The organism is Rhizobium sp. CF142, from assembly GCF_000281145.1.
Classification (GTDB): Bacteria; Pseudomonadota; Alphaproteobacteria; order Rhizobiales; family Rhizobiaceae; genus Rhizobium.
The window spans coordinates 36219-61526 of sequence record NZ_AJWE01000092.1; the positions used below are offsets into that span (position 1 = coordinate 36219).

Sequence of the window (25308 nt, forward strand, 5' to 3'; positions counted from 1 at the left end):
TATAGGCGAGGTGTTGCGCGCCGGTCCTAACGAAAACGGCGGCCGATGGGCCGCCGTTTTTTGATTTAGAGATGCCCGCCCGAGAGCCGCTTGCGGTGCAGCTCCTCGGCATTCGGAAGCGCATCCTTCGGCAGGCCGAAGACCTGGCCCGGACGGATGCGGTCCGGGTTGAGGATCTTGTCCTCGTTGGCGATGTAGATCGTCGTATAGCGCACACCGAGGCCGTAGGTACGCCGGGAGATCTGCCAAAGCGTATCGCCACGGCGAATGATGACGGCGTTGTTGTTTGCTGTCAGCGGCGCCTGCTCGATCGTCTTTGGCTGGCTAGCGTCCGATACTTGGTTCGAGGGCATCGGCGCGACATTGGCACCCGGAACCGTCAGTTCAGCGATGATCGCGCCGAGCTTGTCGAGTGCCGCGCCGACCGACTTGGCATCCTTCGGCAGGCTCTGCAGCACTGTCAGCGCATTCGCCGCAACCTGTGAGGCGGAAGCCGATGCCTGCTTGAAGGCGTCGGTCGCATCGATGCCCGGACGGAAGTCGACGAGCGAGCGCAGCGCGAACTCGGTGGCCGAGCGGGCTGCCGCAAGCTGCTCGGCACCCGGCACCTTGCCTTCGGCGAACAGGCCCTTCAGCAGGCCGAAGGCTTTCGTCGCATCGCCCTTGAGCTTGCCGAGATGGCCCTCGTCGAGCGGCACCGTCGCCTGATTGACATTGGCATTGTTGCCGGACTGCGCGGCAACCGTTACCTGATCGCCTTCCGGACGGTTGAAATTGACGGTCGCGCGGATGAGGACCTTGCCCGTCCCATCGACGACATCGACACGGATCTTGTGATCGCCGACCGGTAGGTCCATCGCGCCGCTGATAACGAAGTGACCATCCGGCTCCGCCGTATCCTGGCCGATCAGCGCATCATCAGCGTAACCGATAACCTTGGCATTGGCGCGCGCCGTGCCGGCCACGAAGATCTTGTTGCCTTCGATCTCCACGGCGGTGATCACCACATCGGCAACAGCCTCGGTGCCCTGCTGAGTGCCGGGAACAGGAGGTGCCGACTTGCCCGCATCACCTGATGTCACGGGCATATTCGGCGTCTGCATCGCGACCTGATCGCTCGGAGCACCATTATTGGGGGCAGGCTGCGAGCTGTCAGCAGCCGGCGGCTGGGCGTTTGCCACCTCGGCCTTCGGTGCAGTGATGATGCGGCTTGCCGTGCCCGGCTTGGAAACCATGGCGAGCAACTCGCTGCCGCTGCCGTCCTTCGGCACGGAAACGGTTGCAACTTCTTCAGACAGCGTGGTCTTGCCATCCTTGCCGGTTACCTTCAGCACGAGCTGATGGTCGCCGGCTGGAAGCGGATTGTCGAGAACGACAGCAAAATCGCCGGTGCCGTCGACATCGGTCGTCACGACCACCTTGTCGCCGTCGAGCACTTCCAGCTTGCCATGCGGCTCGGCCGAGCCGGCAATGACGGTCGAACCATCCGGCTCGACACGCAGCACGTCGAAAGCAGGGATCTTCGAGCCGGTGCTGGCAGCGGTATCGGCTGCGGGAGCAGTCTGGTCATTGGCTGCGGCCGGCTGGCCGGCGGGCTCCGGCGCACCGGTCAGCGCGGCTTCGGCCCGTGCGAGGGCGGCCAATGCGTCGACCGCATTTTCAGGGAGATTCTGGATGATATCGCGCGCTTTGCCCGCACCGTCCTTGGCCTTGGAGACGAGGCTTGCGGTGGTGGTGTCGAGACCTTCCGGGGCAGCGAAATCGACGATCGTGGTCAGCGTATTCACCGCAGCAGTCTTGGCACTTGCAAGCGCGTCGGCGGCGGGCACCTTGCCGTCCGCAAACAGCGCCTTCAGGCCGGAGAGAGACCGCACGGCATCGGCAGTGAGGCTGCCGATCTTCTGGGCGGCCTCAGTGGCATCCGCGGCAGCGGAGCGGGAAGTCTTAGACGCTTCGTTAACCGTGTTGTTGACCTCGGTGCCGGCCTGGTTGATAGCGTCACCAACCTTCGCCACATCAGAGCCGAGCCGGGGCATGACGAAAAACACCATCAGTATGATTGCGATTACGAGCACTGCGAGGGCCAGCAAGCCGGCACGGTTTTTCATCATTGCGTCTCCAAAGGCGGCAAATTGCCGTAGTATTCAGAAATTGCTAGCGATTCCCGTTGCTTTGCACAAGCATTCAAAGCAAATAGGCAAGCTCCGGAAGCCGCTTTTCAGTCAATTTTCTTGACTGCATTGAAATGGAATAGTTGTTTTTCCCTTATGACCGAACAATCTGTACCGATTCGATCCATTTGCGTTTACTGCGGCTCTCGGCCGGGACGCGATCCTTCCCATATGGCTGCCGGCCGCGCGCTCGGAAAAGAGATCGCGGAATATGGCCTTCGCCTCATCTACGGCGGTGGCACTAAGGGCATTATGGGTGCTGTGGCCAGCGGGACCCTATCCAACGGCGGTCAGGTGACGGGCATCATTCCCGAGTTCCTGATCGATATGGAGGCGACTCGCCATTCGCTCGGCCAACTCAACGAGCTTATTGTAACCCCTGACATGCATGCGCGCAAACACACGATGTTCGAGCGCTCGGATGCCTTCGTGGCGTTGCCGGGTGGTATCGGCACGCTGGAAGAGATCGTCGAGATCATGACCTGGGCGCAGCTCGGCCGTCACGAAAAGCCGATGGTCTTCGCCAATATCAACGGCTTCTGGGATCCGATGATGGAGCTTCTGCGCCACATGACGGGCGAGGGCTTCCTGCACACTGCCCATCGCGTGCAGCCGCTGGTCATCGACGAGATATCGGGCATCATTCCGGCCATCATGGCGCAGGCGGCAGAGCTTGCCGCCGACCGTGACGGCGAGGATGACGTGATCTCGAAAATGTAAGTCGCCGAAGCAATTCCAGCAAAAGTGCGCAGCGGTTTTGCGTTCGGAATTGCGTGGAGAAGGGCAATTCCAGCAAAAGTGCGCAGCGGTTTTGCTGGAATTACATGCAGACAGGCGCAGGTCTAACGTCCGCGCGTCGTCCTCAACATAGACCAGCTGTAGAAGAACAGGCCGGCCCAGATCAGCGGGAAGGCGATCATGCGCGCCGTATCCAGCTCTTCTCCGAAACCGAAAACGGCAATCAGGAAGATCATGGTCGGCGCGATATACTGCATGATGCCGATGGTCGAGAGCTTCAGCAGCTTGGCGCCGTTGGCATAGATCATTAGCGGTACGGCGGTGATGAGCCCGCAACCAAGCAGCAGGGCGGTATCGCTGAGGCTCGTGCGGTACAGATGCCCTTCGCCGCTGACGAATTCCAGGTAGAGGATGTAGAGCAGTGCTGGCAGGCTGAGGATCAGCACTTCCAGGAAGAAGCCCTGGTTCGGCCCGAGCGGCAGCGTCTTACGAAACAGCGCATAGAAGCCCCAGCTGATCGCTAGCGTCAGCGCCACCCAGGGAATGCCTCCGCTATCAAAGGCGAGCACGACGACCGCAAGGCCGGCAAGGCAGATCGCCGCGATCTGCATCGGCTGCAGCTTTTCCTTGAGCAGCACGGCGCCGAGGAAGATGCTGAAGAGCGGATTGATGAAATAGCCCATGGCGGCATCGAGCGAATGGCCGGCGCCGATCGCCCAGACATAGGTGCCCCAGTTCACGGTTATCAGCGCCGCGGTCATCATTGCCATGGCGAGCATGCGCGGTGAACGCAGCGCAATAGCGATATCCTGCGTGCGCCCCAGCACCAGAAGCACAATGCCGGCGAGCGGAAGCGACCAGATGATACGGTGGGCGATGACTTCGGCAGGCGAAATATGGGCCAGAGCCTTCATATAGATCGGCAGGAAGCCCCACAGAAGATAAGCCGTCAGCGCGAAGGCAAAGCCGCGTGGACTGTCTTCGTTCTTGATGAGGGGGGCGCTTGCATCGGCAGACATCGGGTGTTTCCATCTTTGTTCTGTTTCTGATCCGGATTAGCTTAAGCGGCGTGAATAGGCCAATTCATTTCAGTGAATGGATCCGCATGCGCCTGGCAACGCGGGAGGCAAGCATGGACGAAACGGAACTGGCGATTTGCCGGCAAGCCTATGCCACTCAAATGCTGGCGAAGATGGGCATCGTGGGCGACGAGCGGCTGCGACAGGCCTTTGCCACAGTGCCGCGGGAGGATTTCCTGGACCCGCCGCCGTGGCGCATGGCAAACGGGGCCGGTTATCAGGATATGCCGTCGACCGATCCTGTCATCCTCTATCAGGATGTTCTGATTGCGCTGCAGGAGGGAAGGCAGGTCAACAACGGCAGCCCCTCGCTTCATGCGCTCGGCCTCCACTGGCTGGCACCTCAATCCGGCGAGACAGCTTGCCACATCGGCGCCGGCGGCGGTTATTACACCGCCATGCTGTCGCATCTGGTGGGCAGCGGCGGCCATGTCGCGGCGATCGAATATGACTGGGATCTTGCCGCCCGCGCCGTCGCCAACCTGGCTCCCTATGGCAATGTCGAGGTTGTCTGCGGCAACGGCCTGGAATGGCCGCAGTCGCCGGCCGACGCGATCTATGTCAATTTCGGGGTCCACAGGCCGGCCGAAACCTGGGTCGACAATCTCGCCATCGGCGGCAGGCTGATCTTTCCGCTCTGCGCTCCCTCGCGGGATGGCAACGACAATTTGCGGCCACGCAGCGCGCGCGGCGGCTTCTTCCTGATCCAGCGCACGCCCGGGCACTATCGCGCCCGTTATTTGAGCCCCACCGTCTTCGTCTGGGGCCATGGCGCGAGCGGCACGATAGAGACCTACAGGGTGCTGGACTCCGCTTTTCGGCAGGGCGGCATGGGAAGGGTCACGCGGCTGCGCTGGAAAGAGCCGAAGCAGGAGGACGAATGGTATTCGGAGGAGGACTGGGGCCTCCTATAGAGCATTTCCGTTTTTCTTCGAAACACGGAAATGCTCTATTTCTTTATTTTCACGCAATTCCGGACGCAAAACCGCTGCACACTTTTGCTGGAATTGCTTTAGCTCACTCTGCGGCGATCTTGCCGGCGAGCTGCCGGTTCTTCATCAGCTTGTAGATGACCGAATCCATCAGCGCCTGGAACGAGGCGTCGATGATATTTTCGGACACGCCGACCGTCCACCAGCGCACGCCGCTGGAATCGGTGGATTCGATCAGAACGCGGGTGATGGCCTCGGTGCCGCCATTGAGGATACGCACCTTGAAATCGGCGAGCACGAGATCGTCGATCTCATGCTGATATTTGCCGAAATCCTTGCGCAGCGCGAGGTCGAGCGCATTGACCGGGCCTTCCGCTTCCGCAACCGACATCAGCGTCTGGCCGTCGATGGCGATCTTCACGACGGCTTCGGAGACGATCTTGATGCGGCCGTGGGAATCGAAGCGCCGTTCGATCATCACCCGGAAGCCGTCGATGGTGAAGAAATCCGGAATGGTGCCCATGGTACGCCGCGCCAGAAGCTCGAAGCTCGCATCCGCACCTTCATAGGCATAGCCGGATGCCTCGCGCTCCTTGACGATGGAAATCAGGAGATCGAGCTTCGGATCGTCCTTGGCGACATCGATGCCGCGCCGCCTCAGCGCGTTGATGAAATTCGCCTTGCCGCCCTGATCCGAGACCATGACCTTGCGGAAATTGCCCACACTTTCCGGCGGCACATGCTCGTAAGTGCGCGGGTCCTTCAAAAGGGCCGAGGCGTGGATGCCGGCCTTGGTGGCGAAGGCAGAGGCGCCGACATAGGGCATCTGATGATCCGGCGAGCGGTTCAGCAGTTCGTCGAAGGCATGCGACAGGCGGGTGAGATTGGTCAGCCTGTCAGCATCGATCGCCGTTTCGAAACGCGTGTTGTAGGCGCTCTTCAGCGCCAGCGTCGGGATCAGCGTCACCAGATTGGCATTGCCGCAACGTTCGCCGACACCGTTCAGCGTGCCCTGGATCTGGCGCACGCCCGCCTCGACGGCGGCGAGCGAATTGGCGACCGCCTGGCCGGTATCGTTATGCGCATGGATGCCGAGACAGTGCCCCGGCACGCCGAAGGCAATCACGGCCTCGACGATGGCGCGCACTTCCGGCGGCTGCGTGCCGCCATTGGTGTCGCAGAGCACCACCCAGCGCGCGCCGTTCTCATAGGCCGTCCTGGCGCAGGCGAGGGCATATTCCGGATTGGCCTTGTAGCCATCGAAGAAATGCTCGCAGTCGACCAGCGCTTCCTTGCCGGCGGCAACGGCGGCTTTGACGCTTTCGGCGATGCATTCGAGATTTTCCTCGTTGGTGCAGCCAAGCGCCACTTGCACGTGGTAATCCCAGCTCTTGGCTACGAAACAGATGGCGTCGCTGCGCGCCTGCAGCAGGCCGGCAATACCTGGATCGTTGGAGGCGGAAACACCGGGACGTTTCGTCATGCCGAAGGCCACGAAGGAGGCCTGGTTCGTGCGCTTCTCGGCGAAGAAGGCGGTATCGGTCGGGTTCGCGCCGGGATAACCGCCCTCGACATAGTCGAGCCCGAACTCGTCCAGCATGCTTGCAATCGCAATCTTGTCCTCGACGGAAAAGTCGATGCCGGGCGTCTGCTGCCCGTCCCGGAGCGTCGTATCGAAGAGGTAGATTCTTTCGCGTGTCATGGGTGTTTCCTGTCGCCGCTTGCGGCCTTTATTGTTTTCCTGCGAACCGGTCCGTCGCCCGGATCAGCTGGTCGAGAATGCCGGGCTCTGAAAAGGCATGGCCCGCGCCCTCGATCAGGTGGAATTCGGCCTTTGGCCATGCCTTGTGCAGCAGCCAGGCATATTTGGCCGGGCAGGGCATGTCATAACGCCCGTGCACGATGACGCCAGGGATATCCTTCAGCTTATAGGCATCGCGCAGCAATTGGCCTTCATCCATCCATCCGGCATGGACGAAGAAGTGGTTCTCGATGCGCGCAAAGGCATAGGCAAACTCGGCTTCCTCGAACTTGCCGCTGGTCGATTTCTCCGGAAGCAGGGTGATCGTCTCGCCTTCCCAGATGCTCCAGGCCTGGGCCGCCTTCAGCGCGACGGCCCGGTCCGGACCGGTGAGGCGCCGGTTATAGGCGAGCATCATCTCATGGCGTTCCTCCGGCGGGATGGGTGCGACAAAGCGCTCCCACTTGTCCGGAAACATCTCGGAGACGCCGAACTGATAGTACCAGTCGAGTTCGGCCCGCGTCAGCGTATAGATGCCGCGCACGACGAGTTCGGAAACGCGTTCCGGATGTTTCTCGGCATAGGCAAGCGCCAGCGTCGAACCCCAGGAACCGCCGAAGACCTGCCATTTGTCGACGCCGGCCATCTCGCGCAGCCGCTCGATATCGGCAACGAGGTGCCAGGTCGTATTGGCTTCGAGGCTCGCATGCGGGGTCGACTTGCCACAGCCGCGCTGGTCGAACAGCAGCACGTCATAAAGTTTCGGATCGAACAGGCGGCGATGCGCGGGCGAAATGCCGCCACCCGGACCGCCATGCAGGAAGACCGCCGGCTTGGCGCCCGGCATGCCACAGCGTTCCCAATAGATCACGTGGCCATCGCCGACATCGAGATGGCCGGAAGTATAGGGTTCGATCTCAGGATAAAGCGTGCGCAGCACCTCGGTCATATCTTCACGCCTTTTGCGGGCCAGACGGCGGTGTCATGATCGGGATGCTGGAAGGAGATGATCGCCTCCTGCCGGGAATAGAAATCCGGATCCTTATGAACAGGCGCGTCGAAGATCGTCTCGACCCAAGGCAGGCGGGCGTCATAATTGACCTGGATCTGCGGCGCGAGGTCGCTCCGGTCGTCGAAGGTACCGATCGCAAGCTCCAGCCCGCCCGGATGACGATAGGTCATCGGCGTACCGCAATCCCGGCAGAAGCCGCGCTCGATATTGACCGAAGACTGGAAATAGGTGGGTTCGCCGCGCGTCCACTCCATGCCTTCTTCCGGCGTCGTCACCAGCGCAGAAAAGAAGCCGCCGAACTGCTTCTGGCACATGCGGCAATGGCAGATGGACGGGCGCCCGAGCTTGCCTGTGATGCGGAAGCGCACGGCGCCGCATTGGCAGCCGCCTGTTCTTGTCGTCTCGGTCATGGATGAGCTCCGGGTGGCCAGTGGGATGTATCGTGGTCGGGATGCTGGTGATTGCTCGCCGCGATCCTGTCCTCGCGATCGGTTGTTTCCGGTTCCGGTTCGACTGGCAAGCCGTCGATCGCATGAAACCAGACCATTTTGCTGTCGAGATTGGATTGCATGACGGGCTTTACAGCTTGCGGATCATCCAGCGAGCCGAGCGCGATGTTGATGGAGTCAGCATCGGGAATATCGTAGAAAAGCGGCGTGCCGCAGTCGCCGCAAAAGCCGCGCCGCACGAGACCGGAGGAATGGAACCATTTCGGCTCGCCGCGCGTCAGCTCGAAATCGACCCGCATCACCCCTGCAAGCGGCAGGAAATAATTGCCGGCGGCCTTCTGGCACATGCGGCAGTGGCAGATATGCGGATAGTTGAGTTCGCCACTCACCCGGTAACGAACCGCGCCGCACTGGCATCCGCCGGTCAGTCCCATCTTTGTCGTCAAGCGTGATCCTCCGACGGCCAGACCGGCGTATCATGGTCTGGATGCTGATAAGAGACGATCTCGTGGAGGAAGGAGCCCGCGGCGAGATCCGCCTCGGTCCGTTCTCCCGGCAGTTTGTGCAGATGGTCGACGAAGCTGATCTTGCCTTCCACGCCCCACTGAATGGTCGGCGGCAGCAGCGACGGATCGTCGAACGCGCCGGCGGCAACCGCCATCCCGTCCGGAGCTTCATATGTCAGAGGCGTGCCGCAATCGCCGCAGAAGCCGCGGCTGACGAAATTCGAGGAGCGGAAGGTCTTGCGCTGCCCCCTGGTCCATTCGAATTCCATTCCGCGCACGGAAACCAGCGGCGCGTAGTAGGCGCCGAACGCCTTCTGGCACATGCGGCAATGACAGATCGAGGAATCCTGCGGCGTCCCCCGCGCCCGGAACCGAACGGCTCCGCATTGGCATCCGCCGGTGTAGGTGTCGGTCATGGCAGATCCTTTCCGATAGAGCGGATGATGTGGCTGCACACGTTATCGATATCCTTGAGAATATCGTCATTCCAGAAACGTTGGACAGTCCAGCCGTCGGACTGGAGGCGTCGGGTCCGCGTATCGTCGTAGGAGATGTTCTGCGTAAGTCCGTGCTGCGAACCATCTATCTCGACAATCAGGCGATGGGTGGGACACGCGAAATCGACGATGTAGCCGGCAATCGGCATCTGCCGGCGAAAACCAAGCCCCATCAGACGGTGGGCGCGAAGCTCGTTCCAGAGCTTCAGTTCAGCATCGGTCATAGCCTTGCGCATGCGTCGGGCGTTCGCCCGCCGTTGTGGCGGAACTCGTGCATGCGACATGTCCTGCTTCCCGCTCTGAAACGTCGGGGCTACACCCCCCTCTGCCCTGCCGGGCATCTCCCCCACAAGGGGGGAGATCGACAAGACGCGCCGGCCTCGCCAAATTTTGATCGTGTGCCAAGTGGCTTCGGCCATTTGTGATCTTTGATCAGGGCGAGCGGGCGCCCCCAGCCAATCTCCCCCCTTGTGGGGGAGATGCCCGGCAGGGCAGAGGGGGGTATGTGTCGCCGCCCAACCCATCCTACCGCTTTACCTCCCACGTCGTCACGCGTTCACCCGTTTCCGCATCCTTGCCGTCCTTGAGCTGGATGCCCTCGGCTGCAAGCGTATCGCGGATCTTGTCGGCCTCCGCGAAGTTCTTCGCCTTCAAGAGCTCCAGCCGCGCCTTGACCCGTGTATCGATTTCCGCGGCCACCGCCTCGTCGATCTCGGTCTTCTTCGGAAGCACGCCGAGCAGGGCCGCACTTGCGGCGAAGACGGCAGGGTCTCCAGATTGGGCGAGCGCATGCAGCGCCTGTACTGCCGCGACCGTATTGAGATCGTCGGCGAGCGCATTCAAGACGGTCTCATCCGGCTTGGCATCCCCGGGTTCGGCCGCCGGCCATTTGGCAAGCAGGCGCTCGGCTTCCTCCAGCCGCTTGACCGAGAAGTCGATTGGCTCGCGGTAATGCGTCATCAGCATCGCAAGACGCAGCACTTCGCCCGGCCACTGGCGGCCGGCGAATGTCTCCGTGTGCAGCAGCTCGTAGATGGTGACGAAATTGCCTTCTGACTTCGACATCTTGCGGCCTTCGACCTGCAGGAAGCCGTTATGCATCCAGACATTCGCCATCACGGTTGTCCCGTGGGCGCAACGCGACTGCGCGATCTCGTTTTCATGATGCGGGAAGATCAGGTCCAGCCCGCCGCCATGAATATCGAAGACGTCGCCGAGATAGCGCCCGCTCATGGCCGAGCACTCGATATGCCAGCCGGGACGACCGCGGCCCCACGGACTTTCCCAGCCGGGCTCGTTGTCGTCGGAGAGTTTCCAGAGCACGAAGTCGCCGGGGCTCTTCTTGTGCGCGTCGACGGCGACGCGGGCGCCCGCCTGCTGCTCATCGAGATTGCGCTTCGAAAGCTGGCCGTAATCGGCCATCGACTTGGTGTCGAACAGTACCTCGCCTGATGCCTGATAGGCGTGGCCGCGGGCAATCAGTCGTTCGATGATCTCGATCATCTCAGCGATATTGTCGGTGGCGCGCGGCTGGACCGTCGGCTCGAGCGAGCCAAGTGCCAGGGCATCGTCAAGAAACTGCTTCTCGGTCTTTTCCGTGACCGCCCGGATCGCCGCATTCAGCGACAGGCCCGGATAGTCGCGCAGCGCCCGTGCGTTGATCTTGTCATCGACATCAGTGATGTTGCGGGCATAAGTGACGTGGCTTTCGCCATAGACATGGCGCAACAGGCGGAACAGCACGTCGAAGACGATGACCGGTCGCGCATTGCCGATATGGGCGTAATCATAGACCGTCGGACCGCACACATACATGCGGACGTTTTCGGCATCGATCGGCTTGAAGACCGATTTCTCCCGCGTCAGCGTATTGTACAGCTTCAGTTCCGGCGTGCCGCCCATTTCACTCTCCTAAAATGCATATGCAGAAAAATACCACCACCGGCAGGCCGGGGCGTTTCGCATCTTGGACATTTGGGAGACGAAAACGGCCAGGCCAGCTTTGGGCTAGCGAATAATCTTCCGGCAAATAATGCAGGTAACCGTTTTCATGACGCGTTTTATGGCGCGGGATCGGAGTTTGGTCAAGGGAGTTGCTGAGCCATTTCCCACGTTCCCGTCTTTGAGGCGGAAGCGTCGTGTCGTGGGGGCTGCCTATCCCGGCAGTTGGTAATCCACCAGGTTGTTCTCGCGCACGATGAACAGCTTGCCGGTCTCGGTCACACCGGGACCGAGCAGGGGAAGGATCGCTTTCGCCACTTCGGAAGGATGCGGCAGGCTCATCGGGTCTTCGCCAGGAACGGCCTGCGCGCGCATGGCGGTGCGCGTGGCGCCAGGATCGACGCTGGTGATGCGCAGCGGCGTCGATTGCGTCTCGCCTGCCCAGGTGCGGGCAAGCGCCTCGACAGCCGCCTTGGAGGCCGAATAGGCGCTCCAGAAGGGCCGGCATTTGTGGGCGGCGCCCGAGGACATGATGACGGCGCGGCCGGCATCCGAGCGGGTCAGCAGCGGATCGACCGAGCGGATGAGACGCCAGGTGGCATTCACGTTGATGTTCATCACCTTCTCGAAGACCTTCGCCTCGATATGGCCGATCGGCGAGATGACGCCGAGCACGCCAGCATTGGCGACGAGAATATCGAGCTTGCCCCAGCGCTCGAAGATCGAGCCGCCGAGCCGATCGATCGCTTCCATGTCGGCGAGATCGAAGGGAACCAGCGTCGCGGAGCCGCCCGCGGCCTTGATGGCATCGTCGAGATCTTCCAGGCCACCAACGGTGCGGGCGCAGGCAATCACATGCGCGCCGGCCTTGGCGAGTTCGAGAGCGGTGAAATATCCGATGCCGCGCGATGCGCCTGTTACCAGTGCGATCCTGCCTTCAAGATTGATGTTCATCTGCCCCGGTCCCGGATGTGCTTGAAAAGGTAAGGGGCGCAATAGGCGCCCCGGACAGGAAAGTCAAAGCGGAAGCGGCTCAGCCGTTGCTGGCAAGCATGGAAATCTTGTTGCCCATCGACTCGCCGTTCTTGTCGAGCAGACGGGTCGGATAGTCACCGGTGAAGTAGTGGTCGGTGAACTGCGGGCGAGCATTGTTGCGGTCTTCGCCGCCGACGGCGCGATAGAGGCCGTTGATCGACAGGAAGGCCAGCGAATCCGCGCCGATATACTTGGCCATGGCTTCGACATCGGCATACTGGTTTGCCAAGAGCTTGTCGGCATCAGGCGTATCGATGCCGTAGAAATCCGGGAAGAAGATCATCGGGCTGGCGACGCGGATATGCACTTCCTTGGCGCCGGCTTCACGGATCATCTGTACGATCTTCAGCGAGGTCGTGCCGCGCACGATGGAATCATCGACAAGCACCACGCGCTTGCCCTCGATCATCGCCCGGTTGGCAGAATGCTTCAGCTTGACGCCAAAGGCGCGGATCTGCTGCGTCGGTTCGATGAAGGTACGGCCGACATAGTGGTTGCGGATGATGCCATATTCGAAGGGAATGCCGCTTGCCTGCGCATAGCCGAGCGCCGCAGGCGTGCCGCCATCGGGAACAGGGACAATCACGTCGGCATCGACAGGCGATTCCTTGGCGAGGTTCATGCCCATGTTCTTGCGCGTCGTATAGACGTTGCGGCCGCCGACGATCGAATCCGGACGGGCGAAATAGACATATTCGAACAGGCAGAGGCGTTCCGGCTGCGGCTTGCTGGGCTTGCGCGCATCGATGCTGATCGAACCGTCGGGCTGGATTTCGCAGATTACGACTTCGCCATTCTCCACGTCGCGGATGAACTTGGCGCCGATAATGTCGAGAGCGCAGGTTTCCGAGCAGAAGATCGGTTTGCCATCGAGTTCGCCCATGACCAGCGGGCGGATGCCGGTGGGGTCGCGCGCGGCAATCAGCTTCGTGCGCGTCATGGCGAGCATCGAATAGCCGCCTTCCATCTGGCGGATGGCATCGATGAAGCGATCGGTTGTAGAGGTGTGGCGGGAGCGGGCGATGAGATGGAGGACGACTTCGGTATCGGATGTCGACTGACAGATCGCGCCGGTTGCGATGATCTGGCGGCGCAGCGTCAGGCCGTTGGTGAAATTGCCGTTATGGGCAATGGCGATACCGCCTTCTTCCAACTCGGCAAAGAGCGGCTGCACGTTGCGCATCGCCACTTCGCCTGTTGTCGAATAGCGCGTATGACCGATCGACATGCTGCCGGGCAGGCGGGCGAGCGTCATCGGGTTGGTATAATGGTCGCCGACCAGGCCCATATGGCGTTCCTGATGGAAGCGCTTGCCGTCGAAGGAGACGATACCGGCCGCTTCCTGCCCGCGATGCTGAAGCGCATGCAAGCCAAGCGCCGTCAGCGCTGCCGCATCGGGATGTCCCAGAATTCCGAAAACGCCGCATTCCTCATGCAGCGTATCTCCGTCGAGCGGATCGTCAATCGGGAAGGAATGGGACTGGTTCATTTCTGCGGGCCTCTGCTCTCACAAGAATGGATCGGCTTTTCCAGTAGCATGATACCGGAAAAAATGCTGCTTTCCGATAAGTTCATGCTGAATAACACCTGCCTCAAAGCCCGTTCACCGGCTCTGAAACGGCTGAGGCCCGGCAGAGCGAAATGCCCGGCCGGACCTTTGATCTTACGTCCCGCTCAAATGGCAATTGCCAGGCCGCGGGTCAAGCTAGTGAACACTGCGTCAATTCGATGGCTGCTGTGCGCCATTGTTAGGCGCGGGTGCTGCGTCTTCTGCCGGAGCCTGATCGTTGGCCGGCGCATTTTCTTCCGTCGTGCGCGCGCCACCAAGCTTCTCGGTGATGCTCTTCTGGATCATCTGCGCGAATTCATCCGGCAGGACAGCCTGCAGGCGAACGACGAGAGAATCCAGGAACGGCTTCGATTTGGCATTGTTGACCCAGGACGGGCGATGATCGGCATCGACCAGCCAGTTCCAGAAGGCAACGGCGACGACGAGCAGAAGTATGCCGCGCGCAGCACCGAAGAGGAAGCCCAAAGTGCGGTCGAGTGCGCCGATGCGGCTGTCGATGATGAAATCGGCGACCTTCATGGTGATAAAGGAGATGACGATCAGCGCGATGAGGAAGACGACGGCGGCCGAACCAACGATCGCGATGCGGTCATCATCCGTGTATCGCTTCGCATAAGGCACGAGATAGGGGTAGAGGTAGTAGGCAGCGGCAGCTGAGCCGCCCCAGCTCGCGATCGAAAGGACTTCGCGCGAAAAGCCGCGGACCATTGCCAGAACGGCGGAGAAGAGCACGACGCCGATGACAATACCGTCGAAAATCGTAATGGGCATATAAATTCCACTCCAGACTGCCGCCTTGCGGGCCGCGTCGCGCCTTGTTTGGCAGATCCTATAGCATCCCCGCTATTGGTGATGAAGGATCAAACGTCTTCTTCCACACGCTGCAACGCCCCTTTTGAGCCGGCAATGCGCGCGACCAGATCCGGCAGGCTCTCGATCTCGCTCCAGCGGCCGTTACCCTTCGGCAGGTCGACGGAACCGGACGGTAGCAGAGCCGCCGAAAACCCCAGCTTTTCGGCTTCTTTAAGGCGCTGGGCGGTTTGCGCAACAGGCCGGACAGCGCCCGACAGGCTGACTTCGCCGAAATAGACGCAATCGGCCGGAAGGGCAATACCGGCAAGCGAGGAAACCAGGGCCGATGCGACGGCCAGATCGGCCGCCGGTTCGGAGATGCGAAAGCCGCCGGCAATGTTGAGATAGACGTCATGCTGGCCGAGCCGCACGCCGCAATGGGCCTCCAGAACCGCAAGGATCATCGACAGGCGGGCCGAGTCCCAGCCGACGACGGCGCGCCGTGGCGTACCAAGCGATGTCGGCGCCACCAGCGCCTGCACTTCGACGAGCACGGGCCGCGTACCTTCCATGCCGGCAAAGACCGCTGCACCCGGCGATTTCTCGTTGCGCTCACCAAGGAAGAGTTCCGAGGGGTTGGCGACTTCGCGAAGACCTTTGTCCGACATTTCGAAGACGCCGATTTCATCGGTCGGCCCGAAGCGGTTCTTGACCGTGCGCAGGATGCGATAGTGATGTCCGCGGTCGCCTTCGAAATAAAGCACGGCATCGACCATATGCTCGACCACGCGCGGGCCGGCGATTTGGCCATCCTTGGTCACATGGCCGACGAGCACCATGGCTGCACCCGTCTGTTTGGCGAAGCGGATCATCGACTGCACGCCGGTGCGCACCTGCGTCACCGTACCCGGTGCGGATTCGGCAAGCTCGCTCCAGAGTGTCTGGATGGAATCGATGATGACGAGATCGGGGCGTTTTCCTTCAGCGAGCGTCGCAAGAATGTCCTCGACATTGGTTTCCGCCGCCAGCAGCACATCCGTATCGGCGGCATGGAGCCGCTGCGCGCGCAACCGCACCTGCGCCACAGCCTCTTCGCCCGACACATAGATGATCCGGTGCCCGCGCCGCGAAAGCGCCGCTGCCCCCTGCATCAGCAGGGTCGACTTGCCGATGCCGGGATCGCCGCCAACGAGCACGGCCGAGCCGCGCACGAAGCCACCACCGGTCACGCGGTCGAGTTCGGAAATGCCGGTATGGATGCGCGGCGCTTCCTCGATCTCGCCGGAGAGCGCCGTCAGGGCAACTGGTCGGCCCTTCTTCGGCGTCTTGGCAGGCCCCCCGCCGATGCCGCCCATCGGATCTTCCTCGACGATGGTGTTCCACTCGCCGCAATTTTCGCATTTGCCGGCCCAGCGATTATGCACCGCGCCACAGCTCTGGCAGATGAATTGTGTTCTGGCCTTGGCCATCAATGACTGCTTTCGGGTAAGGGGCGCGGCAAGCGCCCGAATCGGACTTTTGCCCTAGATAATGGCTTCCAGCACCGATCAAAACTAATGATTTTCCCATCAGCGACCGAGGTGGCAGCATTGCCAGCCTGTCACGAGGTGCATCATGCTCGATTATTCGCTCGCTCACTGGATCGGTTTCTTTACCGCGGCAGTTCTTTTGAACATCTCGCCCGGTCCTGACATGGCCTTCATCCTCGGCCACACGATGAAGAGCGGTACGCGGGCCGGCTTCTCGGCCGTCTTCGGCATCTGGACCGGCGCCTGCATCCATGTGCTTCTCGCCGCCTTCGGCCTGTCGGCGATCCTTGCCGCCTCGGCAATCGCCTTCTCCACCGTCAAATGGGTGGGTGCGATCTATCTCGTCTGGCTCGGCATCCAGGCGCTGCGCTCGAAAGGCGAGGGCGGCTTCGTGCGCGCGACAGGCGAAACGCTCGGCTGGCGGCGGATCTATCGACAGGGCGTATTGGTCTCGCTGCTCAATCCGAAGGTAGCGATCTTCTTCCTCGCCTTCCTGCCGCAATTCGTCGTCGAGGGCGCAGGTCCTGCATGGCTGCAGCTTGCCGTTCACGGCGGCCTGATCATCGTCGTCGCAGTCTTCATCGAACCGCCGCTGATCCTGGCCGGAGGCCGCCTTGCCGATCTCTTCAAGAACAATACGAAAATCGGCCTGTGGCTCGACCGTGGCCTTGGCGCGCTCTTCGTGGCGCTTGGTGTCCGCCTCGCTCTCACGACACGCTAGAGACTATTCCTCGTCCATTTCGTACTTGCGCTCGTGGCGCAGGCCGATGCTGGTCAGCATCTCATAGCCGATCGTACCCGCCGCCTTCGCCGCATCGTCGACGAGGACGTTCTTGCCGAAGAGTTCGATATAGTCGCCGGCACGCACCGCGCCCTCCGGCAGATCGGTCACGTCGAAGATCGTCTGGTCCATGGTGATACGACCGGCAACCGGCACTTTCTGGCCGGCAACGAAACCCTGTCCACCCTGCGGCACGACCTCGCGCAGCGGCACGCCGCCACTCGACTGGCTGCGCATATAGCCATCGGCATAACCGGCCGAGACGATCGCCAGCCGGCTATCGCGCGTCAGTTGCAGCGCCCGTCCATAGCTGACGGATTCGCCGGCCTTGACCGTGCGGATCTGGATGACGCGCGCCTCGGCAGTTGCCACCGGACGCATCGGGTTTGCGATACCATTGACGGCCTGTCCGCCATAGAGCGCGATGCCCGGCCGGGTGAGATCGAAGTGATAATTATCCCCCAGGAAGATACCGCCGGAGGCCGCAAGGCTTGAATCGATACCTTCATAGGCGGCGCTAACCGTGCGGAATGATTCAAGCTGCTGCTTGTTCATGTCAGAGGAATGATCGTCGCCGCAGGCAAGATGGCTCATGACGAGAACGGGAGCGAAACTCGCCGGCCGCGACACGTCGTTGGCGAGCGCAATCGCCTCGTCCACCGTCAGGCCGAGCCTGTTGAAGCCGGTATCGACATGCAGCGCACACGGATAGTCGCCATAATCGGCAAGCACCGCCATCCAGAAGGCAAGCTGCTCTTCCGAGGAGATGATCGGCACAAGATCGTTTTCGAAGAAGCGCCGCTCGGTCCCGGGCCAGATGCCCGCCAGCACGAAGATGCGTGCCTCCGGCGCAAACATGCGCAGGGTGACACCTTCATCGACGGTCGCGACGAAGAAATCCCGCGCCCCGGCAAGATAGAGCGCTTCGCCGGCATCCTCGATCCCCATCCCGTAGGCATCCGCCTTGACGACAGCGGCCGCGCGCGCCTTTCCGGAGCGGCGCGCCATATCCCGCCAGTTGTCGGCCAGCGCCGTCAGATCGACGGTCAGCCGCAAGCCGGCGGAAGCGAAAAGGTCGTCGTCTTCGAAGGGAATGGAAAAATCTGTCATGAATCGCCGCGCTGAAAGGGAAAGGAAAATCGCTGCAAACACTCTAAAGAGCATTGTGGCAAAGAGAAAGCACAGGGGGCGACATACCAGCCTTTCCCACATGCGATCACTTTTGTTCAAGACGGACGGTTGGCGGCGCGCTAATCTGGCGGGATGCAGAACGTTTCGCAGAAAGAGGCGGCAGACGCCATGCCGCTCGCCAAGGTGGAATCGGCCCGCTTCTGGCGGGACGGCCGCTTCCGCGACATGGAGTGCCTGAGTGCGAGCTTCCTGACACATGAATATGCCCCGCATGCCCACGACACTTTCAGCATCGGCGCGATCGAAAGCGGCAGCCAGATCGCCACGCTGCGCGGCAGGCGGGAAGAGACCGGTCCGGGCGACCTCTATCTGATCGATCCGGGTGTCGTGCACGATGGCACTCCCGGCGGCGAGGGGTATCGCTATCGGATGATCTACCCTGATACGAAGCTCTTCATCGACATACTGGAGGATGTCACCGGCAAGGCCTTCAACGCGACACCGTCCTTTGCGGGAGCGCTGCCGCGCGATCCGCAACTTGCCAAAGCTTTCCACGCTGCCCACCGCACGCTTGAAAGTGGAGCGGGCGCGCTGGAATCCGATGAAAGCATGTTCTCGGTGCTGGCTGCGATCTTCGCCCGCTATGGCAGCACGATCGTCCTGCCCATCGACACAAAGGAGCGCAGCGCTGTCGCCCGCGCCCGCGATTACCTCATCGAGAATTTCGACAGCGATGTCGGCCTCGAGGAACTGGCCAAGGTGGCAGGGCTAAGCCGCGCCCATCTGATCCGTGCCTTCCGCAGGGAATATTATATCACTCCGCATGCCTTCCTGACCGATCGGCGCGTGCTCGTCGCCCGTCGGTTGCTGAGGGAGGGCCGCATGCCGGCCGATGTCGCCGTTGAATGCGGCTTTGCCGATCAGGCGCATTTCACCCGCCACTTCAAATCGCGCACCGGCGTCACCCCCGGCCAGTTCCGCGTCGGTTAGAGCCTTTCCTGGCCAGCTTGCAGCATTCTGTTGGCTGAAACGGGCCGCCTGATCGACCGGCCGGCTTGGCCGTAGATCTGGGCTACGACACGCGCCGGTCGGTCGACCATCCGACTCCGTTTGAGCCAACAGAATGCTGCAAGCTGGCCAGGAAAGGCTCTAAATCACTTTCGTTCAATACAGACTTCCATCGTTCGGCTACCTCTCCGCCATCTTGATGCGGAGATTTCCAATGTTGCAGCGAAGCCGGCCAGCCGGCGAATTTCTTGCCGGAACGCGAGCCATTTTCCCATTGATCGTCGCGGTCCTGCCGATCGGCCTCGTCTTCGGCGCAGTCTCGGCCACCAAGGGCCTCTCGGCCCTGGAAACGACGTTGATGAGCGCGCTCGTCTTTGCCGGCGGCTCGCAATTCGTGGCGATGGATATCTGGACACATCCGGCAAGCTGGATTGGTGTCGGTTTCGCGGCCTTGCTGGTCAATATCCGCCACGTACTGATGAGCGCTTCGATCGGTACGAAGATGCAGTCCTTCTCCGGCATCAGGCGTTATATCGCCATGCTCTTCCTGGCCGATGAGCTCTGGGCCATGGCGGAATTCCGCGCCGGCAGCACGCGTCTGACCCCGGCCTGGTATGGAGGCATCGTCATGCCCTTCTACCTCACCTGGGTCGGCTCATCGCTTGCAGGTGCGCTGCTCGGCGCCTTTCTCGGCGATCCCGCCGTCATCGGGCTCGACTTCGCCTTTCCGGCCGTCTTCATCGTGCTGGTGATAGGCTTCTGGAAGGGACCGGAAACCGGCGCGGTGCTTGCCGCAAGCGGAATCGCGGCCGTTGCGGTCCACCAATTTGTGCCAGGTGTCTGGTACATCGCAGCCGGCGCGCTGGCAGGGCTGGCAATGGCTCTCTGGAGAGGCAGGATGCGGGAGCAGGCGGCATGACGCTCGATCTCAGTACACTGCTCGCCATTCTCGCCATGGCTGCCGCGACGATCTTCACCCGTGTCAGCGGCCTCGTGCTGATCCGCTATGTGGAAATTGACGAGAACAGGAGAACGGCAATCGAAGCCATCCCACCGGCCGTGCTGATGGCTGTCATTGCCCCGACCGCCTTCGCGACCGGCTGGGCGGAGACGCTGGCATGTGTGGTCACCGCAATCGCCGCCACCCGTTTGCCGATGCTGGCAAGCGTTGTTGTCGGCGTTGCAACAGTGGCTTTACTGCGGACGGCAGGACTCTAGGAGAAGTTGACGCGGAAAACCCGCGTCAATGCTCCTCATACTGCGTGAAGGACGGATCGGCGAGATCCGCGAAGCGCGTGAATTCCGACTGGAAGGCAAGCTTCACCGTACCGGTCGGCCCGTGACGCTGCTTGGCGATGATGACGTCGGCCGTGCCCTTCACCTTGTCGAACAGCGCTTCCCATTCCGGATATTTCGGATCGTGGATATCGCGCGGTTCCATGTTCTTGACGTAATATTCCTCGCGGAACACGAAGAGCACGACGTCGGCGTCCTGCTCGATCGAGCCGGATTCGCGAAGGTCGGAAAGCTGTGGGCGCTTGTCTTCACGGCTTTCGACGGCACGCGAGAGCTGGGACAGCGCGATGATCGGCACGTTCAGTTCCTTGCCGAGCGCCTTGAGGCCCGTGGTGATCTGAGTGATTTCCTGAACGCGGTTTTCGTTGGATTTACCGGAGCCGGTCATCAGCTGCACGTAGTCGACGACGAGCACGTCGAGACCGCGCTGGCGCTTGAGGCGGCGGGCCCGCGCCGAAAGCTGGGCGATCGAGATACCACCGGTCTGGTCGATGAAGAGCGGCACCTTTTGCATCATCATCGAGCAGGCGACGAGCTTTTCGAAATCGGCGTCGTTGATGTCGCCGCGGCGGATCTTCGAGGAGGAGACTTCCGTCTGCTCGGAGATGATACGCGTGGCGAGCTGTTCGGACGACATTTCGAGCGAGTAGAAACCGACGACGCCACCGTTCTTCGCCTTCATGCTGCCATCGGACTGCACTTCGCCTTCGTAGGCGGCCGCAATGTTATAGGCGATGTTGGTGGCAAGCGAGGTCTTGCCCATACCGGGACGTCCTGCGAGCACGATCAAGTCCGACCGCTGCAAGCCGCCCATCTTCGAATCGAGCGAATGGATGCCGGTGGAAATGCCGGAGAGGCCGCCGTCGCGTTCCTTGGCAACGGCCGCCATGTCGATGGCGAGCGCTACGGCATCGTTGAAGGCCTGGAAGCCGCCATCGTAGCGGCCGTTTTCGGCAAGCTCGAAAAGACGGCGTTCGGTATCCTCGATCTGCGCTTGCGGCGGCATGTCGAGCGGCGCGTCATAAGCGATATTGACGACATCCTCGCCAATGGTGATCAGCGCGCGGCGGATCGCCAGGTCATAGATCGCCCTGCCATAGTCCTCGGCATTGATGATCGTCACGGCGCCGGTGACGAGGCTGGCGAGATATTGAGAAACGGTGATGTCGCCGACCTTTTCGTCAGCCGGCAGGAAGGTCTTGACGGTGACCGGGTTGGCTATCTTGCCCATGCGGATGATGTCGCCGGCGACTTCGAAGATCTTCCGGTGCAGCGGCTCGTAAAGATGCGTGGGCTTGAGGAAGTCCGAGACGCGGTAATAGGCGTCGTTGTTCATCAGGATGGCGCCGAGCAGCGCCTGTTCGGCCTCGATGTTGTTCGGCGCTTCGCGATAGTGCTGCTCTGCAGGAGCAACGGCGGCAATCTTTCGTGCAGCTTCGTTCATCGTCATCCGTACTGTCTTTTTCCAAAACTCGGATTTGCAGGGCGGGCCGCATAAAATCAAGTCTCGCGCAGCAACTGCTTTCAAGCGGTCGTTAAATCGGCAGTGCTGTGCACGTTCTTCGACTTCTCCACAGTCGGCGGAGCCGCTGAGGAGAAATATCCTGACTGTCACTTGCGGGACACGCCACCCGCGGCGACTCACTTCGTCATTCCAGCATCCCGTTAATTTAGCGCCCCTGATTGGAGGGCGCAGCAAAAAAGCCCAGCATTCTTCTGATGACCCACATCTAAGTAACAAAAAAAGCCCGGCGCGAGCCGGGCTTTCCGTCCTGTCTGGAGACAGAAATTATGCTTCGTCTTCGTCGAGGCCGTCGGCTTCCGGATCGAAGAAGTCTTCCGGACGCAGCGCATCTTCGTCAATGCCATAGATGGCATCAACAGAGGTGAGCTCTTCGCCCTTGGACTGACGCTCGGCTTCTTCGGTGGAGCGGGCAACGTTCAGCTCAACATTGATTTCAACTTCGGCATGAAGCTGAAGCTCGACCTTGTGCAGGCCGATCGCCTTGATCGGCGTGTTGAGGTGAACCTGGTTGCGGGCGATGTTGAAGCCTTCGGCGGCCAGGATGTCGACGACGTCACGGGCAGCGACGGAGCCGTAGAGCTGGCCGGTTTCGCCGGCGGAGCGGACGACGATGAAGGACTTGCCGTCGAGAACGTCGGCGACCTTCTGGGCTTCGGACTTGCGCTCGAGATTACGGGCTTCGAGCGTTGCGCGCTCGGATTCGAAACGGGCCTTGTTGGCAGCGTTGGCGCGCAGTGCCTTGCCGAGCGGCAGGAGGTAGTTGCGTGCGAAGCCGTCGCGAACCTTTACGGTTTCGCCCATCTGGCCGAGCTTGGAGATGCGTTCGAGGAGGATGACGTCCATGGTGTTTTCCTTTCTTGTTCTCAGATTTCGCTATCGGGTTGTTTGGGGGCATCAGCATCCTTGGTCGGGGTCAGGGCGATCGCCTTGCGGGTATCGGCGAGACCAAGCACGAGGATGAAAAGGGCTGGCAGCATCATCGTGGATGCCAGGTAGCAGAGGATGAGGGCCGGCAAGCGCCAGTCCTTGCCGCGCGTGCGGAAATGCAGCGCGGCGAAGCCGGACATCAGGAAGCCGGCGCCGAAGGCTCCGACGACCGTGGCGCCGATCATCGCCGGAATGCCGCCCATGAAGGTGGCGGCAAGACCGGCGAGGAAGATGAAGATCGAATTGCGGTTCATGCGCAGCGACGAGGGGATATCCTCGCGCGGGCGCAGGCTTTTACCGGAAGCGGCAACGATGCGCGTCGCGATGTAGTAGGCGGCAAACAGCATTACCACCCAGATGCCGCCCTGCAGGGCCGGCAGCATCAGGACGACGAGCGACTTCGTCTGCGCGGTCGCGACCGGATCCGGAACGAATGTCGGCTGCTGCTCCTGCAGCGAGGCCATCAGCATATCGACCATCTGGTCGGTGATCTCAGGCCCGTAGCCGATCATGATGCCGGTCACGATGACGGCGAAGGTGACGAGACCGCACAGATGCAGCAGGATATCGGAAAGCGGATACCAGGCGAGCAGATTGTCGGGGCCGCCGAGTTCGGAGGCCGGGCGCGCAAGGTTCGCAAGGTGGCTCAGCCAGCCGGCCGGCAGCAGTGTCACCAGCGTCATGACGAGCGCGAAGGAGGGCGAAATGGCAATCGCGCCGAGCACGGCAGCGGTGACGACAGCGGAAATGGCGGCGAGATTGCCCCAGCCGAGGCCGACGAGCAGGATCGGAAGTGCGGAAGCGGCGTAAAGCACGGCACTGAACGACGGCTGCATGCTCGCGCCAAGCACAAGCAAGGCGGCGGTCAATCCGGCGAGTGCGCCGATCGCAAGCGTTTTCGGGTTCAGTTTCGTCACTTCGCTGTCCTGCTTCATCAAGCAGTTAGAGGATTTCCCTGAATCGATCCGGGAGATGCCTCAACATGGGTTTTAAGGTTCCGATCCACGCCCATCGCGGAAGGGAGGAAGCCCCGGATCCGAAGAACCGGGGCTTCGAAAGTCAATTAGGCGACGACGTACGGCAGCAGGCCGAGGAAGCGGGCGCGCTTGATCGCCTGGGCGAGTTCGCGCTGCTTCTTCTGGGAAACGGCCGTGATGCGGGACGGAACGATCTTGCCGCGTTCGGAAATGTAGCGCTGCAGGAGACGGACGTCCTTGTAGTCGATGCGCGGAGCGTTTGCACCGGAGAACGGGCAGGTCTTGCGACGACGATGGAACGGACGACGGACCGGAGCGGAGGAAGATTCAGACATTCTTATTTCTCCTTATGCACGGTCTTCGCGGGGAGCGCGATCAGGACGCGGGCCACGCTGGAAGTCGCCGTCACGGCGCGGCGGACGATCGCCAAATTCGCGGCGCGGGCCACGGTCGCCGCCTTCACGCGGGCCACGGTCGTCGCGGTCGCGCTTCTGCATCATGGCAGACGGGCCGTCTTCGTGCTTTTCGACAGCGATGGTCATGTAGCGAAGAACGTCTTCGCTGATGCGCATCTGGCGTTCCATTTCCTGGATCGCAGCTGCTGGTGCATCAATGTCCATCAGGGCGTAGTGAGCCTTGCGGTTCTTCTTGATGCGGTAGGTGAGGGACTTGAGGCCCCAGTTTTCGATACGCCCGACTTTACCGCCGTTAGCTTCGATAACACCCTTGTACTGTTCTACGAGGGCATCGACCTGCTGCGACGTGATATCCTGTCGGGCAAGGAATACATGTTCATAAAGAGCCATGACAGCTTTGCCTTTCTTGCGTTGATCAGAACCCGGCATTCGGCGGCTAAGCCTCAACGACTGCTCCTGAGAGGCGCCTGGCGCCAAGCAAGAAAAGCGTTTCCGAGACGGTCGAGAGCGGAGACACGGGAGGCTGGAACGCTTCCGTTCCGGACGGCTCGCATGAAGCAAACCGGCCCTCCGTTCAGCCACCAGCCAAAAGACCGGGTTAACGAACAGGCGCGCTTATACGGATTTTTGCGCGAAAGGCAAGGGTTCTTCACCAACTAGACTTCACTGGCCGCAGCGGCAAGGCGAGTTTCAATGTCTGCCACTATCCAGTGGTCAACTGGGGATAGTCTGCTTGTCTCGTAGAGCCTTCTCGCAATTTCCAAAGCCGTCTGAAAATGCTTGGTCGCCTGGGGAGGGTTGATTTCCGCTATCTTGATATGACTTACAATTAAATCGCGCTGCAGCTGAACACTGCTGGGATCGCGTGCAGCAAGCGTTTTGCGAATGTCGAGTCCCAACAGATACGCTTCGAGCGCGCCTGCCATATCCCGCTCAGCTTTGCGGATGTCGCCGATCTTGTTGTGGCTGACGGAGAGGTCGCGCTGCCATTCGACGTTGCGAGGATCGCGTGTGGTAAGTGTTTGAGCGATGTCGAAGCCAGCCTTATGAGCTTCGAGGGCGCCTGCCGTGTCTCCTCCGGCTTGGTGCATGTCGCCGATCTTTTCATAGCTGACGGAGAGGTCACGTTGCCATTCGACGTTGTAAGGATCGCGTTCGGCGAGTGTTTTGCGGATGTCAAGGCTAGCTTGATAGGCTTCGAGGGCGCCTGTTGTATTCTCCCCGGCTTTGCGCATGTCGCCGATCTTGTTGTGGC

25 protein-coding genes and 1 pseudogene are annotated in these 25308 nt (G+C 61.2%); 6 read left to right on the forward strand and 20 right to left on the reverse strand.

The window, feature by feature from the left end; genetic code table 11:
- Nucleotides 1-65: 65 nt before the first annotated feature.
- On the reverse strand, nucleotides 66-2111 hold the full coding sequence (locus tag PMI11_RS19185) for a LysM peptidoglycan-binding domain-containing protein (protein ID WP_007820191.1): 2046 nt from the start codon (nucleotides 2109-2111) through the stop codon (nucleotides 66-68).
- 156 nt (nucleotides 2112-2267) lie between these two features.
- Here PMI11_RS19185 and PMI11_RS19190 point away from each other — a divergent pair, with 156 nt between their 5' ends.
- The gene (locus PMI11_RS19190; protein WP_081493273.1) at nucleotides 2268-2891 is read left to right on the forward strand and encodes an LOG family protein; all 624 of its coding nucleotides are present in this window, start codon (nucleotides 2268-2270) and stop codon (nucleotides 2889-2891) included.
- A gap of 122 nt (nucleotides 2892-3013) precedes the next feature.
- Here the strand turns inward: PMI11_RS19190 and rarD are convergent, their stop codons facing one another.
- Entirely contained in the window at nucleotides 3014-3928 is a 915-nt protein-coding gene (gene rarD, locus PMI11_RS19195; RefSeq protein WP_007820194.1) for an EamA family transporter RarD, read from the reverse strand.
- A 113-nt stretch (nucleotides 3929-4041) separates the two neighbouring features.
- Between rarD and PMI11_RS19200 the strand changes: the two genes are divergently transcribed.
- The gene (locus tag PMI11_RS19200; RefSeq protein ID WP_007820196.1) at nucleotides 4042-4902 is read left to right on the forward strand and encodes a protein-L-isoaspartate O-methyltransferase family protein; all 861 of its coding nucleotides are present in this window, start codon (nucleotides 4042-4044) and stop codon (nucleotides 4900-4902) included.
- Between the two features lie 103 nt (nucleotides 4903-5005).
- Here PMI11_RS19200 and cimA read toward each other — a convergent pair whose 3' ends face one another.
- The 11 genes from cimA to radA form a co-directional block, all read right to left on the reverse strand.
- On the reverse strand, nucleotides 5006-6622 hold the full coding sequence (gene cimA, locus PMI11_RS19205; protein WP_007820198.1) for a citramalate synthase: 1617 nt from the start codon (nucleotides 6620-6622) through the stop codon (nucleotides 5006-5008).
- Between the two features lie 28 nt (nucleotides 6623-6650).
- Entirely contained in the window at nucleotides 6651-7610 is a 960-nt protein-coding gene (gene pip, locus PMI11_RS19210) for a prolyl aminopeptidase (RefSeq protein WP_007820202.1), read from the reverse strand.
- Complete coding sequence (locus PMI11_RS19215; protein WP_007820203.1) at nucleotides 7607-8083, reverse strand: GFA family protein; 477 nt, start codon at nucleotides 8081-8083, stop codon at nucleotides 7607-7609. Before PMI11_RS19215 ends, pip begins: the two co-directional genes overlap by 4 nt.
- Nucleotides 8080-8556 (reverse strand): GFA family protein, encoded by a 477-nt coding sequence (locus PMI11_RS19220; protein ID WP_037071696.1) that lies wholly within the window; start codon nucleotides 8554-8556, stop codon nucleotides 8080-8082. The genes PMI11_RS19215 and PMI11_RS19220 overlap by 4 nt, the downstream gene beginning before the upstream one ends.
- Before the next feature lie 8 nt (nucleotides 8557-8564).
- A complete protein-coding gene (locus tag PMI11_RS19225; RefSeq protein ID WP_007820206.1) occupies nucleotides 8565-9044 on the reverse strand; it encodes a GFA family protein in 480 nt (159 codons plus the stop codon).
- The gene (locus tag PMI11_RS19230; RefSeq protein WP_081493274.1) at nucleotides 9041-9409 is read right to left on the reverse strand and encodes an endonuclease domain-containing protein; all 369 of its coding nucleotides are present in this window, start codon (nucleotides 9407-9409) and stop codon (nucleotides 9041-9043) included. The genes PMI11_RS19225 and PMI11_RS19230 overlap by 4 nt, the downstream gene beginning before the upstream one ends.
- A gap of 241 nt (nucleotides 9410-9650) precedes the next feature.
- Nucleotides 9651-11027, reverse strand: a complete 1377-nt coding sequence (gene cysS / locus PMI11_RS19235) for a cysteine--tRNA ligase (protein WP_007820208.1) — start codon at nucleotides 11025-11027, stop codon at nucleotides 9651-9653.
- Nucleotides 11028-11279: 252 nt separating this feature from the next.
- Nucleotides 11280-12020: an SDR family NAD(P)-dependent oxidoreductase gene (locus PMI11_RS19240; protein ID WP_007820209.1), complete on the reverse strand. Its 741-nt coding sequence runs from the start codon at nucleotides 12018-12020 to the stop codon at nucleotides 11280-11282.
- A gap of 79 nt (nucleotides 12021-12099) precedes the next feature.
- Entirely contained in the window at nucleotides 12100-13590 is a 1491-nt protein-coding gene (gene purF / locus PMI11_RS19245; protein ID WP_007820210.1) for an amidophosphoribosyltransferase, read from the reverse strand.
- Nucleotides 13591-13821: 231 nt separating this feature from the next.
- Complete coding sequence (locus tag PMI11_RS19250; protein WP_007820211.1) at nucleotides 13822-14442, reverse strand: CvpA family protein; 621 nt, start codon at nucleotides 14440-14442, stop codon at nucleotides 13822-13824.
- Between the two features lie 89 nt (nucleotides 14443-14531).
- A complete protein-coding gene (radA, locus tag PMI11_RS19255) occupies nucleotides 14532-15932 on the reverse strand; it encodes a DNA repair protein RadA (RefSeq protein WP_007820212.1) in 1401 nt (466 codons plus the stop codon).
- A 145-nt stretch (nucleotides 15933-16077) separates the two neighbouring features.
- Here radA and PMI11_RS19260 point away from each other — a divergent pair, with 145 nt between their 5' ends.
- Nucleotides 16078-16713, forward strand: coding sequence for a LysE family translocator (locus PMI11_RS19260; protein WP_007820221.1), 636 nt, complete (start codon nucleotides 16078-16080; stop codon nucleotides 16711-16713).
- Nucleotides 16714-16716: 3 nt separating this feature from the next.
- Here PMI11_RS19260 and alr read toward each other — a convergent pair whose 3' ends face one another.
- Entirely contained in the window at nucleotides 16717-17883 is a 1167-nt protein-coding gene (alr, locus tag PMI11_RS19265; RefSeq protein ID WP_007820223.1) for an alanine racemase, read from the reverse strand.
- Nucleotides 17884-18072: 189 nt separating this feature from the next.
- On the opposite strand from alr, the gene PMI11_RS19270 reads away from it, so the two are divergent.
- The 3 genes from PMI11_RS19270 (at nucleotide 18073) to PMI11_RS19280 (ending at nucleotide 20130) form a co-directional block, all read left to right on the forward strand.
- Nucleotides 18073-18894: an AraC family transcriptional regulator gene (locus tag PMI11_RS19270; RefSeq protein WP_007820224.1), complete on the forward strand. Its 822-nt coding sequence runs from the start codon at nucleotides 18073-18075 to the stop codon at nucleotides 18892-18894.
- 232 nt (nucleotides 18895-19126) lie between these two features.
- On the forward strand, nucleotides 19127-19831 hold the full coding sequence (locus PMI11_RS19275; protein WP_007820231.1) for an AzlC family ABC transporter permease: 705 nt from the start codon (nucleotides 19127-19129) through the stop codon (nucleotides 19829-19831).
- Nucleotides 19828-20130: an AzlD family protein gene (locus tag PMI11_RS19280; RefSeq protein ID WP_007820233.1), complete on the forward strand. Its 303-nt coding sequence runs from the start codon at nucleotides 19828-19830 to the stop codon at nucleotides 20128-20130. The genes PMI11_RS19275 and PMI11_RS19280 overlap by 4 nt, the downstream gene beginning before the upstream one ends.
- A gap of 25 nt (nucleotides 20131-20155) precedes the next feature.
- Here PMI11_RS19280 and PMI11_RS19285 read toward each other — a convergent pair whose 3' ends face one another.
- The 6 genes and pseudogenes from PMI11_RS19285 to PMI11_RS19310 form a co-directional block, all read right to left on the reverse strand.
- Nucleotides 20156-21652: a replicative DNA helicase gene (locus PMI11_RS19285; protein WP_007820234.1), complete on the reverse strand. Its 1497-nt coding sequence runs from the start codon at nucleotides 21650-21652 to the stop codon at nucleotides 20156-20158.
- A gap of 345 nt (nucleotides 21653-21997) precedes the next feature.
- Entirely contained in the window at nucleotides 21998-22576 is a 579-nt protein-coding gene (gene rplI / locus PMI11_RS19290) for a 50S ribosomal protein L9 (RefSeq protein ID WP_007820235.1), read from the reverse strand.
- 20 nt (nucleotides 22577-22596) lie between these two features.
- Nucleotides 22597-23577: a DUF2232 domain-containing protein gene (locus PMI11_RS19295; RefSeq protein WP_037071698.1), complete on the reverse strand. Its 981-nt coding sequence runs from the start codon at nucleotides 23575-23577 to the stop codon at nucleotides 22597-22599.
- A gap of 146 nt (nucleotides 23578-23723) precedes the next feature.
- Nucleotides 23724-23972, reverse strand: a complete 249-nt coding sequence (gene rpsR / locus PMI11_RS19300) for a 30S ribosomal protein S18 (RefSeq protein WP_007531286.1) — start codon at nucleotides 23970-23972, stop codon at nucleotides 23724-23726.
- Between the two features lie 12 nt (nucleotides 23973-23984).
- A complete protein-coding gene (rpsF, locus tag PMI11_RS19305) occupies nucleotides 23985-24443 on the reverse strand; it encodes a 30S ribosomal protein S6 (RefSeq protein WP_007820237.1) in 459 nt (152 codons plus the stop codon).
- 266 nt (nucleotides 24444-24709) lie between these two features.
- A pseudogene (locus PMI11_RS19310) lies at nucleotides 24710-25308 on the reverse strand (peptidase C14); the annotation flags it as partial.